Source organism: Pseudomonas sp. A6 (assembly GCF_052367875.1).
Taxonomy (GTDB): Bacteria; Pseudomonadota; Gammaproteobacteria; order Pseudomonadales; family Pseudomonadaceae; genus Pseudomonas; species Pseudomonas citronellolis.
The window spans coordinates 324,222-341,477 of the sequence record NZ_CP198970.1; the positions used below are offsets into that span (position 1 = coordinate 324,222).

A 17,256-nucleotide genomic window follows, 5' to 3' on the forward strand; every position below is an offset into this window, starting at 1 on the left:
CGTAGGAGCGAGCTTGCTCGCGAATGAGGTTTCCAGGTGGCCCCGGTGTTTCGGTTTGACTCCTCTCCCTCTCCTCAGCCCTCGGCTGCGCGCCCCGCCCTGAAGGGAGAGGGGGCTAGTCCGTGCCGAGAGGAGGAATGGTTTCAGCCGGAAACCTTCGGTGCTACCGGCTGACTCCAGAACATCCAGTTCTGCCCAACGGTCCCCTCTCCCTTCAGGGAGAGGGTTAGGGAGAGGGCGCTCTCCAGGTCAAGCACCGAAATTGCCGGCGAAGCCCCGTTCGCGAGCAAGCTCGCTCCTACACAAAAAGCTCAACCTCACTCCAACCACCGCCGCCCCTGCAGCTCCAACAACATCTGCGCCTGCTCCGGCCCATTGCTGCCGGCGGGATAGGGCCTTGGGCGCTGGTAGTGCTCCTGCCAGCCGGCGATGATCGGGTCGATCCAGCGCCAGGCGGCTTCCACCTCGTCGCGGCGCATGAACAGCGTCGAGTCGCCCTGGATCACGTCCAGCAGCAGGCGCTCGTAGGCGTCCCAGCGGCGCTTGCCGGGGCTGGCGGTCTGCGCTAGGTTCAGGTCCAGCTCGGCCGGTTCCAGGCGCATGCCCTTGCCGGGGGTCTTGGTCATCAGTTGCAGGCTGATGCGCTCCTCCGGCTGCAACCTTATCCACAGGCGGTTGGCCGGGCCGCTGCCGTCGCCGATCAGGGCGTGGGGCACCGGCTTGAACTGGATGACGATCTCCGAGCACTTCTTCGCCATGCGCTTGCCGGTGCGCAGGTAGAAGGGCACGCCGGCCCAGCGCCAGTTGTCGATCTCGGCGCGCAGGGCGACGAAGGTCTCGGTGTCGCTGTCGTTGTCCACGTTCTTCTCGAACCAGTAGGCCGGCACCTCCTGGCCGCCGATCCGCCCGGCGCCGTACTGGCCGCGCACGGTGCGGTCCTGCACGTCGAGGCCGCCGATCGGGCGCAGGGCCTGGAGGATCTTCAGCTTCTCGTCGCGCACCGACTCGGCGTCGAAGTGCACCGGCACCTCCATGGCCACCAGGCACAGCAGCTGCAGCAGGTGGTTCTGCACCATGTCGCGCATGGCCCCGGCGTGGTCGTAGTAGGCGCCGCGGTTCTCCACGCCGAGGGTCTCGTTGACGCTGATCTGCACGTGGTCGACGTAGGCGCTGCGCCACAGCGGCTCGAACAGGGTGTTGGCGAAGCGCAGGGCCAGCAGGTTCTGCACCGTCTCCTTGCCCAGGTAGTGGTCGATGCGGAACACCCGCGACTCGTCGAACACCTGGCCGATGGCCTGGTTGATCGCCCGCGCCGACTCCAGCGAATGGCCCAGCGGCTTCTCCAGCACGATGCGCGTGTTCGGCCCGGCCAGGCCCGCGACCTTGAGGTTCTGCGCGATGGGCGCGAAGAGGTCCGGGGCGGTGGCCAGGTAGTGCACCAGCACGCGCTCGTGGCCGAACTTCAGGCGCTGGCGCAGGCGGCTGAAGTCGGCGCTCTGCGAGGCGTCCATGGCTAGGTAGTCCAGGCGCGTGGCGAAGCTCTGCCAGTCGGCGACGCTGAAGTCGGCCCGCGCGACCTGCGCCCGGCAGTGCCGCTCGGCCAGCGCCAGGTAGGCCTCCTGCGAGCGCTGGCTGCGGGCCAGGGCGAGGATGCGGGTGTCGGCCGGCAGGCGCTCCTCGCGGTGCAGGTGGTAGAGCGCCGGCAGCAGCTTGTGCAGCGCCAGGTCGCCGGTGCCACCGAACACCAGAATGTCGCAGGAAAGGGGAAATGCGGAAGATTCGGACATCATCGGGTACTGCTCCACCACTTATTGCCTGGGCGTGACCACCTGACTTGTAGTATAACTACAAGCCGACTACATCCCATCCGCCGATCATAGCCGAGTCCAGCCCAGTGAACCTGTTGCAGCACATTGCCCAGTCGCGTCATCTGCTTCGCAAGTCGGAACTCAAGGTCGCCGATCACGTGATGCAGGACCCCGCCTCGGTCATGCACAGCTCCATGGCCGACCTCGCCCACGGGGTGGGCGTCAGCGAGCCGACCATCGTGCGCTTCTGCCGCGCCATCGGCTGCACCGGCTTCCAGGACCTCAAGCTGAAGCTGGCGCAGAGCCTGGCCGCCGGCGCCAGCTTCGGCCAGTTCGCGATCAGCGAAAGCGACTCGGTCACCGACTTCAGCCTGAAGATCTTCGACACCACCCTGCACTCGCTGATGGAAGTGCGCGAGAAGCTCGACACCCACGCCCTGGAGCGCGCCATCGCCGCCATCGCCCATGCCCAGCGCGTGGAGTTCTACGGCTTCGGCGCCTCCGGCGCGGTGGCCGCGGACGCCCAGCACAAGTTCTTCCGCCTGCTGCTCTCGGCCGCGGCCTATTCCGACCCGCACATGCAGGCGATGTCGGCGGTGACCCTGAAGCCCAGCGACGTGGCCATCTGCATCTCGCAGTCCGGCCGCTCCAAGGACCTGCTGGTGACCGCCAACCTGGTCCGCGAGGCCGGCGCCACCCTGATCACCCTGTGCCCCAGCCAGACCCCGCTGGCCGACCTGGCCACGGTGAACCTGGCGGTGGACGTCCACGAAGACACCGACATCTACACCCCGCTGACCTCGCGCATCGCCCACCTGGTGGTGATCGACGTGCTGGCCATGGGCGTGGCCATGGCCCGCGGCCCGGACCTGGTCAACCACCTCAAGAGCGTCAAGCGCAGCCTGCGCAGCCTGCGCCTGTCGCCCAAGGTGGTGAAGAGCCACGAGGAACCGCGGCCGGAAGAGACGTCCTGAGCCGGCGCCGACCACTCGTCGGCGTCACCGGCGCTTCACCGGCGCGCCCTCAAACTGTCATCCGTCGTCAGCATCCTGGCGTCTCCAGCCCTTCGGCCTTGGGAGATGCGAGATGCAACGCCATATCGACGACACCCAGCACCTGGACAGCAAGACCCGCCGCAAGCTCGAGGACCAGCGCCGAATGCAGTTCCGCCGGGCCATCGAAGAGCGCCTCGAAGCGCAACGTCTCGACCGCGAGATGTCCGATTATCCCGACCTGATCGCCGCCAATTACCTCAATTCTGCGCGGGCGTCGGTGAAAAGCGCTCGGCCAGCTGGCTGATCAGCGCGCGCTCCTCGCGGATGAAGGCGACGAACGCCTGGGCCACCGGGCTCAGGCGCTTGCCGCGGGCGTGCACCAGGCACCAGCTGCGGTAGAGCGGCAGCTCCTCCACCGGCAGTTCGCGCAGCAGCCCGGCGCGCAGTTCGCGGCTCACCGCGTGGCGCGGCAGCAGGGCCAGGCCGAGGCCGGCCAATACCCCTTCCCGTGAGCCTTCCAGCGAGGCGAATTCCAGCGTCTGCGGGAAGTGCGCGCGCTTCTGCTGGAAGTGTTCCTCGCAGGCCTTGCGCGTGCCCGAGCCGGGCTCGCGGATCAGCAGCGGCCAGGATTCCAGGTCCTTCAGCGACAGCTTGGCGGCGCTGCACAGCGGGTGGTCGGGCGGCGCCACCGCGACGATCGGGTTGTTCAGGAAGGGCAGGAACTCCAGGGCCATGTCCTGCGGCACCAGGGACATGATCACCAGGTCGTCGCGGTTATCCGACAGGCGCTTGATCACCTGGGCGCGGTTGACCACGGTGAGGTGCAGGCTGACGTCCGGGTGCTGCTTCTGGAAGGCGGCGAACAGGTGCGGGGTGATGTACTTGGCGCTGGACTCCACCGCCAGGCGCAGTTGGCCCTGCAGCGAGCCCTTGAGGTCGGAGAGCTGCATGTCCAGCACTTCCAGGCGCTGGAAGATGTCGGTGCTGGCGCGCAGCAGGGCGTCGGCGGCGTCGGTCTGGTAGAGCTTCTTGCCGATGTACTCGAACAGCGGCTGGCCGACCAGTTCTTCCAGTTGGCGGATCTGCAGGCTGACCGCCGGCTGGGTCAGCGCCATTTCCTCCGCGGCGCGGCTGTAGGAACGGCTCTCGCACACTGCACGGAAAACCTGCAGTTGGCGAAGTGTCATTCGCATCAAGGACTTACGCATTCGCACCGGCTCCCGCACGGGTCAGTTCGCTCGACTATAAGTCAAAAATTATGGCTATCCCAATAAATATTGATTTTGGGTAATCCTCGATCCCGCGTAGGGTAAAAAAACGCCGGAACCCTGCTCCGGCATTGCGCCGAACCGACGCGGATCGTTCCGCGGCGGATTGCCGATTGGTTCAAGTGCCGGGTCCACGAGCCCCGGTCGAGGGAAACCGCAAGTGATCAAGAAAATCCTGATCGCCAACCGTGGGGAGATCGCTGTCCGCATCGTGCGTGCCTGCGCCGAGATGGGCATCCGTTCGGTGGCCGTCTACTCCGACGCCGACCGCCACGCCCTGCACGTGAAGCGCGCCGACGAGGCGCACAGCATCGGCGCCGACCCGCTGGCCGGCTACCTCAACCCGCGCGCCCTGGTGAACCTGGCGGTGGAAACCGGCTGCGACGCGCTGCACCCGGGCTACGGTTTCCTTTCCGAGAACGCCGAGCTTGCGGAAATCTGCGCCGAGCGCGGCATCAAGTTCATCGGCCCGTCGGCGGAAGTGATCCGCCGCATGGGCGACAAGACCGAAGCGCGGCGCAGCATGATCGCCGCCGACGTGCCCTGTACCCCGGGCACCGAGGGCAACGTCGCCGACCTCGCCGAGGCGCTGTCCGAGGCCGAGCGTATCGGCTACCCGGTGATGCTCAAGGCCACCTCCGGCGGCGGCGGCCGCGGCATCCGCCGCTGCAACAGCCGCGAGGAGCTGGAGCAGAACTTCCCCCGCGTCATCTCCGAGGCCACCAAGGCCTTCGGCAGCGCGGAAGTCTTCCTCGAGAAGTGCATCGTCAACCCGAAGCACATCGAGGCGCAGATCCTCGCCGACTCCTTCGGCAACACTGTGCACCTGTTCGAGCGCGACTGCTCGATCCAGCGCCGCAACCAGAAGCTCATCGAGATCGCCCCCAGCCCGCAGCTGACCCCCGAGCAGCGCGCCTACATCGGCGACCTGGCGGTGCGCGCGGCCAAGGCCGTGGGCTACGAGAACGCCGGCACCGTGGAGTTCCTGCTCGCCGATGGCGAGGTGTACTTCATGGAGATGAACACCCGGGTGCAGGTGGAGCACACCATCACCGAGGAAATCACCGGCATCGACATCGTCCGCGAGCAGATCCGCGTGGCCTCCGGTCTGCCGCTCTCGGTCAAGCAGGAAGACATCCAGCACCGCGGCTATGCCCTGCAGTTCCGCATCAACGCCGAGGACCCGAAGAACAACTTCCTGCCCTCGTTCGGCAAGATCACCCGCTACTACGCGCCCGGCGGCCCCGGCGTGCGCACCGACACGGCGATCTACACCGGCTACACCATCCCGCCGTACTACGACTCCATGTGCCTGAAGCTGATCGTCTGGGCGCTGACCTGGGAAGAGGCCCTGGACCGCGGCCTGCGCGCCCTGGACGACATGCGCGTGCAAGGCGTGAAGACCACCGCGCCCTACTACCAGGAAATCCTCAAGAACCCGGAGTTCCGCAGCGCCCAGTTCAACACCAGCTTCGTCGAAAGCCACCCGGAGCTGACCCAGTACTCGATCAAGCGCAACCCGTCGCACCTGGCCATCGCCATCGCTACCGCCATTGCCGCCCACGCTGGCCTGTGAGGATTATCGAATGAGCAAGACCGTTGAGTCGAAAAAAATAAGCGTCACCGATACCATCCTGCGCGACGCGCACCAGTCGCTGCTGGCCACCCGCATGCGCACCGAGGACATGCTGCCGATCTGCGACAAGCTCGACAAGGTCGGCTACTGGTCGCTGGAAGTCTGGGGCGGCGCCACCTTCGACGCCTGCGTGCGCTTCCTCAAGGAAGACCCGTGGGAGCGCCTGCGCAAGCTCAAGGCCGCGCTGCCCAACACCCGCCTGCAGATGCTCCTGCGCGGGCAGAACCTGCTGGGCTACCGCCACTACAGCGACGACGTGGTGCGCGCCTTCGTGGCCAAGGCCGCGGTCAACGGCATCGACGTGTTCCGCATCTTCGACGCGATGAACGACGTGCGTAACCTGCGCGTCTCCATCGAGGCGGTGAAGGCCGCCGGCAAGCACGCCCAGGGCACCATCTGCTACACCACCAGCCCGGTGCACACCATCGACGCCTTCGTCGCCCAGGCCAAGGCCATGGCGGCCATGGGCGTGGATTCCATCGCCATCAAGGACATGGCCGGCCTGCTGACCCCCTACGCCACCGGCGACCTGGTCAAGGCCCTGAAGGACGCGCTGCCCCTGGAAGTGGTGGTGCACTCCCACGACACCGCCGGCGTGGCCAGCATGTGCCAGCTCAAGGCCGTGGAGAACGGCGCCGACCGCATCGACACCGCCATCTCCAGCATGGCCTGGGGCACCAGCCACCCGGGCACCGAGTCGATGGTCGCGGCGCTGCGCAACACCCCCTACGACACCGGCCTGGACCTGGAGCTGATCCAGGAAGTCGGCATGTACTTCCACGCCGTGCGCAAGAAGTACCACCAGTTCGAGAGCGAATTCACCGGCGTGGACACCCGCGTGCAGGTCAACCAGGTGCCCGGCGGCATGATCTCCAACCTGGCCAACCAGCTGAAGGAGCAGGGCGCCCTCAACCGCATGGCCGAAGTGCTCGAAGAGATCCCGCGGGTGCGCGAGGACCTGGGCTTCCCGCCCCTGGTCACCCCGACCTCGCAGATCGTCGGCACCCAGGCGTTCTTCAACGTGCTGGCCGGCGAGCGCTACAAGACCATCACCAACGAGGTGAAGCTGTACCTGCAGGGCCGCTACGGCAAGGCCCCGGGCCAGATCAACGAGCAGCTGCGACGCCAGGCCATCGGCAACGAGGAAGTCATCGACGTGCGCCCGGCCGACCTGATCAAGCCCGAGCTGGACAAGCTGCGCGGCGAGATCGGCGCGCTGGCCAAGTCCGAAGAGGACGTGCTGACCTTCGCCATGTTCCCGGACATCGGCCGCAAGTTCCTCGAGGAACGCGAGGCCGGCGCCCTGAAGCCCGAGGAACTGCTGCCGATCCCCAGCGGCAACGGCGTGGCCGCGGCCGGCGGCGAAGGCGTGCCGACCGAGTTCGTGGTCGACGTGCACGGCGAGAGCTACCGCGTGGACATCACCGGCGTCGGCGTGAAGACCGACGGCAAGCGCCACTTCTACCTGTCCATCGACGGCATGCCCGAGGAAGTGGTGTTCGAGCCGCTCAACGAGTTCATCGGCGGCGGCGGCAACAAGCGCAAGCACGCCAGCGCGCCGGGTGACGTCAGCACCACCATGCCGGGCAACATCGTCGACGTGCTGGTGAAGGAAGGCGACAGCGTGAAGGCCGGCCAGGCCGTGCTGATCACCGAAGCCATGAAGATGGAAACCGAGGTGCAGGCACCCATCGCCGGCACCGTCAAGGCGATCCACGTAGCCAAGGGTGACCGCGTCAACCCGGGCGAGGTGCTGATCGAGATTGAAGGCTGACCGACGGACAGACGGGTCTCAAGGTTCAGTCCCCGGGGGAGCACGATGCTCCCCCTTTTTTTGTCCTCAGAAACTGTCGGTCGTGCGGAAGCCACCGCCGCCACTGGAAGAGCTGCTGCTGAAGCCCCCGCCGCCACCGGAGGAGCCGCCAGCCGAGGTGCTGCTGCGGCTGCCTGACGAGCTGCTGTGGTTGCCATAGCCGCCGGAATGCCCCCCTCCGCCGGTCGAGCTGAGATCCGCCAGCACTCCCAGGACCATGCCGACGCCGGAAATAAAGGAACTGACCGCCCCTTCGGAATGCTCCGGTCGAAAGGCACTGCCTGGTGTTGCGGACAACCAGTCCGACTGTATCGATGCAAGCAGATCCAGGCTCTGGCTATAGTCCTTTTCGCTCTGCTTGATAGCCGATTTCAGTTCCTTCTGGCGCTCCTCCAGCTCCGCCAGCTGTGAGCGTATGACCTTGATGCGGGCGGCTGCTGCATCGTCTTCTTCCCCGGGTGTCTGGCTGGCGCGCTGGAGCAGAGTGTCGCTGTCCGTTTGCTCCAGGGCTTCGAGCAGCAGATTCTGCACGGCCTTGGCACTCGGGTCCTTGTTCTCGGCGAAGAGGGAAAGCTTGCGAGCCAGCTCCCGGCTCTTGTCCTGCAATTGAACCTGCCTGCTCTGGGCCTGCTGCAAGCGCTGGCGTGCCTCTTTCAGATTGGTGTCCGCCGCCTTGGCCTTGAACAGATTCTCCAGGCGAGCTTCCTGGCCCTTGACATCGTATTGGTGGGATTTCAGTTCGCTATCGTTGAGCTTCTGCAGGCCCTGCAGAGCGATTTCTTTCGCTTGATTATTCTGGTAGTCGCAAAGCCTGGCGATCCACGCATCGAGGCGGCGCGTCAGGAAGTTGGGCTTGTACAGTGGGCCGCTGGGGTAAGCCCTGTCTTTCAGGTAGAGGTACAGGGGGGCGGTGGAAAACTCCTTGAGCTTTGTTTCGCACTCCTGCGCGATCTCGGCATGATCGGCCACGCGTTTGCGCAGGGCATCCTGTGCCCGCGTCAGACGCTCGGTCGCATCGAGGTATTCGACATGCTGCGCGAGGCTCTGGTTTATGTCCGCTTCCATTGTTTCGATGGCTTGAACGGCTGCTATCACTTCCTGGTCACTGGCTTGGCTCTGGCCATCCAGTTCACGCTGCTCCCCTTGCAGTTCTTCTCCGGCTTGCCGGCGCTGTTCGAGAAGCGCCTGGACCTGCCGGTCGATATCCACATCTCCTGCCATCTGCAGGGCTGCGATCTTGCGCATCTGCAGCAGGAGTTCCTGTTCCAGTCCCAGCTTCCTGGAGTTCAGCGAGCAGAGAGACTCCTTGGCACCGTTCAGGGACGCTTCCATCGAGCGTATGTGGTGAAGCACCTTGTCATGGACTTCGGCTCGTCTCATTGCGGTCACCAGCTGAGGATCATGTCGGGGTTGGCAGATATCCGGCTGCCGAAGCGCAGAGCCAGGGAGTTGGCGGCTTTGTTACCCAGGGTGCGTTTGCCGATGTGGCCATCGTCCTGCTTGTCAGCCTTGACCTTGTCGTATTCCACTTTCGAGACTCGGACGCCGAAGACAGTCGCCATCCCGAAGTCTCCACTCTCCGAGTCGGTGACGGGAACCGCATATGCCTCACCGGAAGCGTCGACGGCCTCGGCTATCAGGTACCAGGATCGTCCGCCCGAATCGTCGTAAGTGCGTTCCGCTCCAGATTTTTCGCCTGTGCGATCGACGATGCGCAGTTCAAGAGGGGACTTGGCAAAGTCCAGCAACTGCTCCAGGTCCATTTGCGTGTCCGCCAACTCGCTGGTGTTCAGCGACTGTATCTGGGCGGCGAAAGCCTTGAGGCGGGCGTTGACGATGGACTGGTCGCGAGCCGGGAGCCTCAGGCGCTGGAAATCCTTGGTCAGCTCGTCCAGTTTTGCGCTGTAGGGTCGCATGGCAGCCGCAGCCCGAATCTTGTCCAAGGTATCCCGGGTCAGGCTAATGGCGGTCGCCACGCTGCCATGATCAGCGGTTTCGGCGGCGTGCTGGGCTGCTTCGAGCGCCTTGGGTATGGCCGGGTACTCTCGAATCAGGGGCTGGTAACTGTCCCTGGTCCGAATTGTCTGCAGCGTTTCCAGGGTGCTCTGCAGGTCCGCGGTCTCGCTCAGGTCGGTCACGATGCCGGCAAGCAGCGTCTGGGACTCGTTCATCCGTGTCCGGGCGGTCTCGATGGCCTCCCGGTCCTCCTTGTAGGTAGAGCGGGTAACCTTGGAGGGAATGCTGGTGCTCAGCTGCGCATTGAGTTTCTCCAGATCGGCCTGGGGTCGTTGCAGCAGGCGCTGAATGGGCTCGGAGGAGGTGTTGCGCTCTGCCAGCATCTCGATGCGTTGTGCCTGATCGCCGGCCTGGCTGGCCAGTTGGCTCTGTTGCTGCAGCAACTGGTCAGCCATCTGCTGAACCTTGCCCACATTGATCGATTGCCACAGCGCGAGGGAGAGCCATATGCCCAGGCCCAGCAGCACGCCCTTGAATGCCCAGCGTCCATAGACGGGAAACCATTTGGGATGGGTACTGTAGATTGTCGCAAGCAGCCCGGTGAGCGGTTTGAGTCGTGGAGATGCATACCTGAGGCGCCCGGCGAAATATTGCTGCACGCCCTGCTCGATCACTTCATCGGAACACTGGATTCCCTGGCCTTGGTAGTACTCGCGAATGCGCCGTGCCACCTCCTCTCGGCGCTCACCGATATCAAGCAGCTCCAGCGTCTGCATCTGCCGGTGGCGCAGCTCGTCTACGACGGCCATTGCCCCCATCTGTTCCCTGAGGGTGACCTGCACCATTGTCAGACGCCTTGTTGCAGGAGGGCTGCGAATCGCTGCTTGCCGGACTCGGTCGCCTGTTCGATATCGCGGGCGGCCTCGCTGGACTCGCGGCGCAGTTCCTCGATCAGCTTCAGGCTGCTGGCCTGATAGTCGACTATGGCGTCGGCCAGCGTCTTCACCGAGGTGCTCTTCAGGGTGGCGCCGTAGCCCGCCCGCAGGGCTTCCTGCAACGAATCGCGGTTGTCCCCCGCGAGCGCCTCGAGGCCCTTGTTCATACCGTCCTTCATGGCTTCGAAGGTTTGCGTGGTCTCGTTCAGGCCGCTCATCGAGGTGAAGGACGCGGTCAGGCCGGAAAACACCGTCTCGTTGGTGGCGAAAAAGGACACCGAGCGCTGGTACAGGCGTTCCTTCACGGCCTGGGTCTGCTGCAGGCGGGCGAACACTAGCTCGGCGGTGTTGAAGGCGGTCTTCAGGTCGTCGGCGAGGTCCTTGGCCACCTGATAGGACTTGTCCTCCTCTTGCACCGCGCGGAGCGCCTCGTCGCGGGCCAGCTCCAGGGCGCTTCGGCGCACCCCATCGTCTTCGGCCACCCTGTCCAGCTCTGCGCCGGCGGCCTCCAGGGCCGCCTTGCGCTGTTGCAAGGCCGCGGATGCCTGGGCCAGTACCTGCTGGGCATCAACCTCGGCGCTTTTCAGGGCCATGCGGAAATCCTGGTAGGCATCGAGAATGCGGGTTTCGGTCTCGAGCTGGCGGCTGGTGGCGCCGGCTACCTCCAGGTAGGCGTCACGGATGCTGCCGAAGCGGTCCGGGATCGAGCCGCGGCGCAGCTTCATCCACTGCAGTTGCGCGCGCTCCTTGAGATCGAGGCGGCCATCTTCCATCCAGGCAGCCACCTGGCGTGCGTCTTCGACTATCGAGTTGAAGCCGTCGACGATGTTGGCGTAGCGGCTCGAGACGTCCATGCCTTCGAGGTTCTCGCGAATGGCTGCGTTGAAGGCGGAGGATTGCTGCAAGGTGGCGGCGATGGCGGTGACGCGCTGGAGGTCGTACTTGGCGATTCTCTCCAGGATGCTGAGGACCGGCGATTCCTGCGGCTGCAAACGGATGCCGAGGCTACGCAGGGTAGTGATGGCCTTTTCCAGGTAATTGCTCATGGAGTTCCTTGCTTGGTTGCAGTGATATCGCCTGAGGGGAAGGTGTCATGAGGCCTTCGGCCAAGGCAAGCCTCGAGCGCCGCCGGTTGGCGGCTTGGCCGACTGTCCGGGTTTGTGAGAGCCGTCACCTTGGAGCCCACTCGAGAGTTCGCTTCATTGACCTGCATCCAAGTGACGCGCCGCGGCTCATGCCTATAAACAGGGCTTCCTCCGACTATATTTTCAGGATGCTCCGATGCGCTTCGCGTTCGTCTTGTCGCTGTTCTTCACGTCCCTGGCTCTGGCCGACGACGCAGCCATGGCGCGCTTCGACGCCATCATGGCCGACCCCGCCAAGCGCGAGCAGGCCTATGCCGCCGGCCACGAGCGCATCGTGCTGTGCCGCAACTGCCACGGCGACGACGGCAACAGCCGGCGCGACTACATCCCGAACCTGGCCGCGCAGGCCCCGGGCTACCTGTTCACTGCCTTCGAGCGCTACGCCAGCGGGCAGCGCACCGACTTCGTGATGAACCAGGCGGCCCGGATGCTGAGCCTCGACGAGCGGGTGAACATCGCCGTGTACTACAGCCAGCAGCAGGTGCGGCCGCGCGAGGGTGCGGTGGACGATGCGTTGCGTGCCAGGGGCGAGGCCCTGTTCGGGCAGGTCTGCGTGGCCTGCCATGGCCCGCAGGGGCTCGGCCAGCAGGGCGTGCCGCGTATCGCCGGGCAGCCGGCGACCTACCTGCAGCGGACGCTGGAGGCCTACCGCGACAAGGACCCGCGCCGCGCCGGCTCGACCATGCTGGCGGTGGCGTCGCAGCTGCAAGCCGGGAATATCGAGGCGCTGGCGGCCTACCTGCAGCAATTGCACCCCTGAGGCGGGCAAATCCTTATATAATGCACGGTCTTTTCCCACTGTCAGTGATAGAGACCATGAGCCTGCCACCCTGCCCCAAATGCAATTCCGAATACACCTACGAGGACGGCGCGCTGCTGGTCTGCCCGGAATGCGCCCATGAATGGTCGGCCGATGCCGCCGCCGAAGGCGAGGGCGATGCCAAGGTGATCAAGGACGCCGTCGGCAACGTGCTGCAGGACGGCGACACCGTCAGCGTGATCAAGGACCTGAAGGTCAAGGGCTCGTCCCTGGTGGTCAAGGTCGGCACCAAGGTGAAGAATATCCGCCTGGTGGACGGCGACCACGACATCGACTGCAAGATCGACGGCATCGGCGCGATGAAGCTGAAGTCGGAGTTCGTGAAGAAGGTCTGAGCCGCTCGGGCTTCTCTTCTTCTTTTGTAGGAGCGGATTCATCCGCGATCGCCGTGCCTGGGCCCGGCCCATCGCGGACGGAGTCCGCTCCTACGTCATTTCCGGGCTCCCGTAGGATGGGTTGAGCTTGTGTTCTGCCGGGAGACATGGGTAACAGGTGTCGGGAGACATAGGTAACGCATTTAGGATCACGGAATTGCCGTATCGGGAGATCGAGCGATGCCGTGGAAGGAGTGCACACCTGTGTCCAGTCGATATGAGTTCGTTCTCCTGGCAGAACAGCCTGATGCCAACGTGCGGGAGCTGTGCCGGCGCTTCGAGATCAGTCCGAAAACAGCCTACAAGTGGCTTCGACGCTACCAAGAGCAAGGCGAACCGGGATTGCTGGATAAGTCCCGGCGTCCCTTGAGTTGCCCCCGCCGTAGCAGCGAGGACCTGGAGCACGCTGTCCTGGCCTTGCATGAGGCCTATCCCGCCTGGGGCGGCCGCAAACTGCGCAGCCTGATGTCGGGTGACGAGTCTGCACGTCCGCATCACAGCACGCTCGATGCGATTCTGCGCCGGCATGGCCGGCCGTTGCGTTATGGGGCCGACGCCGGCCCTGCCGCGACATCGCGCTTCGAGCACGAGGCGCCAAACGACCTCTGGCAGATGGACTTCAAGGGGCACTTTGCGCTGTTCGGCCAGCGCCAGCATTGCCATCCATTGACGCTGCTCGATGACCACTCACGCTTTGCCCTGTGCCTGGCGGCCTGTGCTGACGAGCGGCGTGAAACGGTCCGCCAACAACTGATCAGGGTATTCCGGCGCTATGGCCTGCCCCGGCGCATTACCAGCGACAACGGCCCACCCTGGGGCTCAACCCGTCGCGGCGGCCTCTCGGCTCTGGAAGTCTGGTTGATGCGCTTGGGCATCAAGGTCGGACACAGCCGGCCTCACCATCCGCAGACCCAAGGCAAGCTCGAACGCTTCCATCAGACGCTCAAGCGCGAGCTGCTGCACGACGCGCACTTCCGCACCCTGGAGCAATGCCAGGCGGGTATGGACCGCTGGCTGGAACAGTACAATCAGCAACGTCCGCATCAGGCGCTGGGCCAGAAGCCGCCCTTGACGCGTTACCGGAGCAGCCCCAGGCCATACCCGGAAAAGTTGCTGGAAGTGGAGTACGAGCCCGGAGAGCGGGTGCTGACGGTACATACCAAGGGCCAGATTCGCCTCGATGGCCGAATGGTATTCGTCAGCGAAGGTCTGGCGGGTGAGCGAGTCGCCATCCGCCCCGCCAAGGAGGATGGCGTACTCGACATCATTTTCATCAACAAAACGGTCCGGCAGGTCGACCTCAGGCAGCCGGAGTGACCATGGGAAACCGTTACCCATGTGTCCCGACAGGCGTTACCCATGTGTCCCGACAGGCGTTACCTATGTGTCCCGGCAGAACACTTGCGAAACCCATCCTACGAAAAGCGCCTCGGCGCAGTCGTGTAGATACCGTGTCACCTAGCCTCGAGCAAGGGCCAGTTCCACATTGTATGGCTGGCCCGACTTGAGGACGCCATAGGCGATCTGCAGCAGCTTGCGCATGGCAGCACAGATGATCTGTTTACCCGCTTTGCCTTTCTCCTCGAGCCGTAAACGCAGTGCCCGTATCGCCTGGTTATGGCTCATGGCACAGATGGCTGGCATGAACAGGCCTGCCCGCAAGAGGCGTGAGCCGATCTTTGAGATCCTCACCTGGCCCTTGTGTTGGCCGGATTCCCTGAGCCTCGGATTGAGTCCTGCAAAAGCCACGACCGCCCGGGCACTCTCGAAGCGGCTGATTGATCCAAGTTCGGCCAGCAACAGGGCTGCAGTTTTGTCGCTGATACCCTCGATACTCGTCAGCAGATCGCGCTTGCCCCGCAAGTCAGGATCGTTGTCGATATGTTGGCGAATCGCTTCCAGCGTCTGTTCAATCTGCTGTTCCAGATGGGCCGAGACCGACAGGATCGACTCTTTCACCACGTCGCTCTTGGCGGTTTCCAGGCGGTTGATTTCCATCTGGAACAGCTCCTTGAGCTCTTCGTAGCGCCGTACCAGCGCACGGAGTTGCCGCACGCTCACCGGGTCCGGCTGCCAGAGCTGGAGATCCTCGGCATGCCGAGCGCCGTAGAGGGCGATCAACTTGGCGTCGACCTTGTCGGTCTTGACCCGTTGCAACTGGCTTTGCGCATAGCTGGCGATACGTGCCGGATTCATCACGCAGACACGATATCCCCGGGCCAACAGATAATCGCCCAGAGCTTCGTGATAGATGTTGGTGGCTTCCATCACCACCCACGCCCCTGGCTCGGCATGTTTTTGCAGCCACTGGTCAAAGACGCTGAAGCCCGACTGATCGTTGCTCAGATTGCCTTTGGTGCGGTATTTGCCATTGCTCTGCAGAACCGCAATGTCGAAAGTTTTCTTGGCGATATCCACGCCAACTACGATGGCCATAACTCCTGCTACCTCTTACAGCTTTACATCATCAGCACTCCACTCCATCCAACCTTGCCTATACGAGCTACCACCGGGGTGGGGCTCCAGATACCGTTCGGACTCACGAGTGGATTGGGAAGGCAGGAGACTATCTACAGTGCAGGCTCGTAGCCTAGGAGCGGACACGTCTTCCTGGTCTTCCTTCCGGTGATCAGCCGGAGACTACCCGCCGTTATGGCGGGTCGTCGACATACAAGGAGCGGGCCCTGCCCGCGAATCGCGCGCAGGGCGCGCTCATACATGGGCGCGGTTACGATCATTCCGCCGGCTGCAGGTCCTGGCGCAGCAGCTCCAGGGCTTCGCGCGGGCCGCCGGAGACGATCTGGGTGGGCACCGCCAGCATCAGGTTCAGCGGCAGGCCGAAGGCTTCCAGGACGTTGCCGTCGCGGTCGCGGCCGGGCTGCTGGCCGAGCCATTCCGGGTACTTGCGGCGCATGCGCTCGACGTAGCTGCCGGCGTCCGGCAGGTAGCCGTACAGCGGCTTGCCCAGGGCCGCGGCGTAGCCGACCTCGAAGCAGGTGCCGCTGTCCGGCTCGCTGCCGCGGAACGACGCCAGGTTGGCCAGCACGCAGTCGGCCTCGGCGATCAGGCGCAGGTTGGCGCGGTAGATCCAGATCGCCTGCTGGTGCGGCTCGGTGATTTCCGCCGGCACCTGGACGTCCAGCGGGAACAGCCCCTCGAACCCGTATTCCGCGCACAGCGCCTTGAGCTGCGCGCCGTGCCCGGCGGCGTCGGGGCGGAACACGTCGGGGCCGGCGAGGTAGATCTTCAGCATGGTCACAACCCCATGAACGACAGCATCAGGAAGGTGGCGAAGAGCACGAAGTGAGTCATGCCCTCGATGGCGTTGGTCTTGCCGTCGTGCAGGTTGAAGCCCGCCACCATCAGGGTGATGAACATCATGCCGGTCTGCAGCGGCGTCATCGCCATCTGGATCGGCTGGCCCTTGAACAGCGCCAGGGCCTCGATCACCGGCACGGTGAGGATCACCGTGGACAGCGAGGCGCCCAGGGCGATGTTGACCACCGGCTGCATGCGGTTGGCCAGCGCGGCGCGCAGCGCGGTGAGGATTTCCGGGCTGGCGGAGATGGCCGCCACCAGCAGCGCCGGGACGATCGGCGGCACGCCGCTGCCTTCCAGGCTGACGTCCAGGGCCTTGGACATGACCTCGGCCAGCGCGCCGATCAGCACCACCCCGGCTACCAGCAGGGCCATGGACTGGCGCGTGCTGCCCTGGGCCTCGTGGCCGTGCTGCTGCTCGCCGTGCACCGCGTAGTTGTAGGCGAAGAAGTAGCTGTGCTGGCCGGTCTGCATGCGCAGGAACAGGCCGTAGAGCATGACCATGCAGCCGATGGTGAACAGCGAGTAGAGCTTCCACTGCGCCGCCGGGATCAGCTCCGGTACCACCATGGAGATGCCTACCGCGGTGAGGATCATGGTCACGTAGGTCTTGCCCGAGTCGTCGTTGTACGACTGCTCGCCGTGCTTCAGGCCGCCGAGCAGCGCGGCCAGGCCGAGGATGCCGTTCATGTCCAGCATCACCGCGGCGTAGATGGTGTCGCGGGCCAGGGTGGGGGAGTGGTTGTGGCCCATCATGATGGCCAGGATGACCACCTCCACCAGCACCGCGGCGAGGGTCAGGATCATGGTGCCGTAGGGCTCGCCGACCTTCTCCGCAAGAATCTCGGCATGGTGCGCCACGCGCAGCGAGACGCTGATGATCGAGGCCAGCAGGACAGTGGCGACCACCCCGGCCAGGGTCTTGCCGCCTTCGAGCAGGCTGTGTTCCAGGGGGTAGACCAGCACCGCCAGGAGCAGGGCGAGGAGGAGGAATTTCTCGTCTTTGAGCAGGCGCAGCATCGTCGGGGGACATCCGTTCCATGGGATAGAGGCGCCCATCTTAGGCCTTGCCCGGGGCCTTGCCCACCGTCGCCGGGGCGCACCAGCAGGTGGCATGGGCGCACCAATGCAAGACGCGCATGGGACCGCCGCACAGGGCGCGGCCGCCTGGCGCGCGGCACCTGTCCA

15 protein-coding genes are annotated in these 17,256 nt (G+C 64.7%); 7 read left to right on the forward strand and 8 right to left on the reverse strand.

Translation table 11 applies throughout. From position 1 onward, the window contains the following. Positions 1-317 precede the first annotated feature (317 nt). A complete protein-coding gene (zwf, locus tag ACTWJ5_RS01415) occupies positions 318-1,787 on the reverse strand; it encodes a glucose-6-phosphate dehydrogenase (protein WP_253408030.1) in 1,470 nt (489 codons plus the stop codon). Positions 1,788-1,894: 107 nt separating this feature from the next. Between zwf and hexR the strand changes: the two genes are divergently transcribed. After that, a complete protein-coding gene (gene hexR / locus ACTWJ5_RS01420) occupies positions 1,895-2,782 on the forward strand; it encodes a transcriptional regulator HexR (protein WP_009614923.1) in 888 nt (295 codons plus the stop codon). Positions 2,783-2,894: 112 nt separating this feature from the next. Next, a complete protein-coding gene (locus ACTWJ5_RS01425; RefSeq protein ID WP_043269785.1) occupies positions 2,895-3,107 on the forward strand; it encodes a PA3496 family putative envelope integrity protein in 213 nt (70 codons plus the stop codon). Here ACTWJ5_RS01425 and ACTWJ5_RS01430 read toward each other — a convergent pair. Continuing rightward, positions 3,061-3,996, reverse strand: coding sequence for a LysR family transcriptional regulator (locus tag ACTWJ5_RS01430; RefSeq protein ID WP_116424636.1), 936 nt, complete (start codon positions 3,994-3,996; stop codon positions 3,061-3,063). The two genes, ACTWJ5_RS01425 and ACTWJ5_RS01430, sit on opposite strands and share 47 nt — an antisense overlap. 235 nt (positions 3,997-4,231) lie before the next feature. On the opposite strand from ACTWJ5_RS01430, the gene ACTWJ5_RS01435 reads away from it, so the two are divergent. Beyond that, positions 4,232-5,647, forward strand: a complete 1,416-nt coding sequence (locus tag ACTWJ5_RS01435) for an acetyl-CoA carboxylase biotin carboxylase subunit (RefSeq protein WP_009614928.1) — start codon at positions 4,232-4,234, stop codon at positions 5,645-5,647. Positions 5,648-5,657: 10 nt separating this feature from the next. Next, a complete protein-coding gene (gene oadA, locus ACTWJ5_RS01440) occupies positions 5,658-7,481 on the forward strand; it encodes a sodium-extruding oxaloacetate decarboxylase subunit alpha (protein WP_074978197.1) in 1,824 nt (607 codons plus the stop codon). Between the two features lie 66 nt (positions 7,482-7,547). Here oadA and ACTWJ5_RS01445 read toward each other — a convergent pair whose 3' ends face one another. The 3 genes from ACTWJ5_RS01445 to ACTWJ5_RS01455 are packed head-to-tail and all read right to left on the reverse strand — an operon-like array spanning position 7,548 to position 11,457. Continuing rightward, complete coding sequence (locus tag ACTWJ5_RS01445; protein WP_444437325.1) at positions 7,548-8,900, reverse strand: hypothetical protein; 1,353 nt, start codon at positions 8,898-8,900, stop codon at positions 7,548-7,550. A 5-nt stretch (positions 8,901-8,905) separates the two neighbouring features. After that, positions 8,906-10,321, reverse strand: a complete 1,416-nt coding sequence (locus ACTWJ5_RS01450) for a DUF6384 family protein (protein WP_444437326.1) — start codon at positions 10,319-10,321, stop codon at positions 8,906-8,908. A 2-nt stretch (positions 10,322-10,323) separates the two neighbouring features. Then, the gene (locus tag ACTWJ5_RS01455) at positions 10,324-11,457 is read right to left on the reverse strand and encodes a merozoite surface protein 3b (protein ID WP_261747184.1); all 1,134 of its coding nucleotides are present in this window, start codon (positions 11,455-11,457) and stop codon (positions 10,324-10,326) included. 235 nt (positions 11,458-11,692) lie between these two features. Here ACTWJ5_RS01455 and ACTWJ5_RS01460 point away from each other — a divergent pair, with 235 nt between their 5' ends. From ACTWJ5_RS01460 to ACTWJ5_RS01470, 3 genes are all read left to right on the forward strand, one after another. Continuing rightward, on the forward strand, positions 11,693-12,316 hold the full coding sequence (locus tag ACTWJ5_RS01460) for a c-type cytochrome (protein WP_256513813.1): 624 nt from the start codon (positions 11,693-11,695) through the stop codon (positions 12,314-12,316). Between the two features lie 56 nt (positions 12,317-12,372). Continuing rightward, positions 12,373-12,711, forward strand: a complete 339-nt coding sequence (locus ACTWJ5_RS01465) for a zinc ribbon domain-containing protein YjdM (protein ID WP_074978193.1) — start codon at positions 12,373-12,375, stop codon at positions 12,709-12,711. A 219-nt stretch (positions 12,712-12,930) separates the two neighbouring features. After that, positions 12,931-14,067, forward strand: coding sequence for an IS481 family transposase (locus ACTWJ5_RS01470; protein WP_135499969.1), 1,137 nt, complete (start codon positions 12,931-12,933; stop codon positions 14,065-14,067). Positions 14,068-14,208: 141 nt separating this feature from the next. Here the strand turns inward: ACTWJ5_RS01470 and ACTWJ5_RS01475 are convergent, their stop codons facing one another. The 3 genes from ACTWJ5_RS01475 to ACTWJ5_RS01485 form a co-directional block, all read right to left on the reverse strand. Then, a complete protein-coding gene (locus ACTWJ5_RS01475; RefSeq protein WP_444436200.1) occupies positions 14,209-15,186 on the reverse strand; it encodes an IS110 family transposase in 978 nt (325 codons plus the stop codon). Between the two features lie 298 nt (positions 15,187-15,484). Beyond that, the gene (locus ACTWJ5_RS01480; RefSeq protein WP_074978190.1) at positions 15,485-16,003 is read right to left on the reverse strand and encodes a nucleoside 2-deoxyribosyltransferase; all 519 of its coding nucleotides are present in this window, start codon (positions 16,001-16,003) and stop codon (positions 15,485-15,487) included. A gap of 2 nt (positions 16,004-16,005) precedes the next feature. Continuing rightward, on the reverse strand, positions 16,006-17,088 hold the full coding sequence (locus ACTWJ5_RS01485; protein WP_256513822.1) for a calcium:proton antiporter: 1,083 nt from the start codon (positions 17,086-17,088) through the stop codon (positions 16,006-16,008). Positions 17,089-17,256 lie beyond the last annotated feature (168 nt).

Excerpts from the sequence above, each read along its gene's own strand:
- zwf (WP_253408030.1), bottom strand. The coding sequence starts at position 1,787 with ATGTCCGAATCTTCCGCATTTCCCCTTTCCTGCGACATTCTGGTGTTC.
- ACTWJ5_RS01425 (WP_043269785.1), top strand. The coding sequence starts at position 2,895 with ATGCAACGCCATATCGACGACACCCAGCACCTGGACAGCAAGACCCGC.
- ACTWJ5_RS01430 (WP_116424636.1), bottom strand. The coding sequence starts at position 3,996 with ATGCGAATGACACTTCGCCAACTGCAGGTTTTCCGTGCAGTGTGCGAG.
- oadA (WP_074978197.1), top strand. The coding sequence starts at position 5,658 with ATGAGCAAGACCGTTGAGTCGAAAAAAATAAGCGTCACCGATACCATC.
- ACTWJ5_RS01445 (WP_444437325.1), bottom strand. The coding sequence starts at position 8,900 with ATGAGACGAGCCGAAGTCCATGACAAGGTGCTTCACCACATACGCTCG.
- ACTWJ5_RS01450 (WP_444437326.1), bottom strand. The coding sequence starts at position 10,321 with ATGGTGCAGGTCACCCTCAGGGAACAGATGGGGGCAATGGCCGTCGTA.
- ACTWJ5_RS01455 (WP_261747184.1), bottom strand. The coding sequence starts at position 11,457 with ATGAGCAATTACCTGGAAAAGGCCATCACTACCCTGCGTAGCCTCGGC.
- ACTWJ5_RS01460 (WP_256513813.1), top strand. The coding sequence starts at position 11,693 with ATGCGCTTCGCGTTCGTCTTGTCGCTGTTCTTCACGTCCCTGGCTCTG.
- ACTWJ5_RS01465 (WP_074978193.1), top strand. The coding sequence starts at position 12,373 with ATGAGCCTGCCACCCTGCCCCAAATGCAATTCCGAATACACCTACGAG.
- ACTWJ5_RS01470 (WP_135499969.1), top strand. The coding sequence starts at position 12,931 with ATGCCGTGGAAGGAGTGCACACCTGTGTCCAGTCGATATGAGTTCGTT.
- ACTWJ5_RS01475 (WP_444436200.1), bottom strand. The coding sequence starts at position 15,186 with ATGGCCATCGTAGTTGGCGTGGATATCGCCAAGAAAACTTTCGACATT.
- ACTWJ5_RS01480 (WP_074978190.1), bottom strand. The coding sequence starts at position 16,003 with ATGCTGAAGATCTACCTCGCCGGCCCCGACGTGTTCCGCCCCGACGCC.
- ACTWJ5_RS01485 (WP_256513822.1), bottom strand. The coding sequence starts at position 17,088 with ATGCTGCGCCTGCTCAAAGACGAGAAATTCCTCCTCCTCGCCCTGCTC.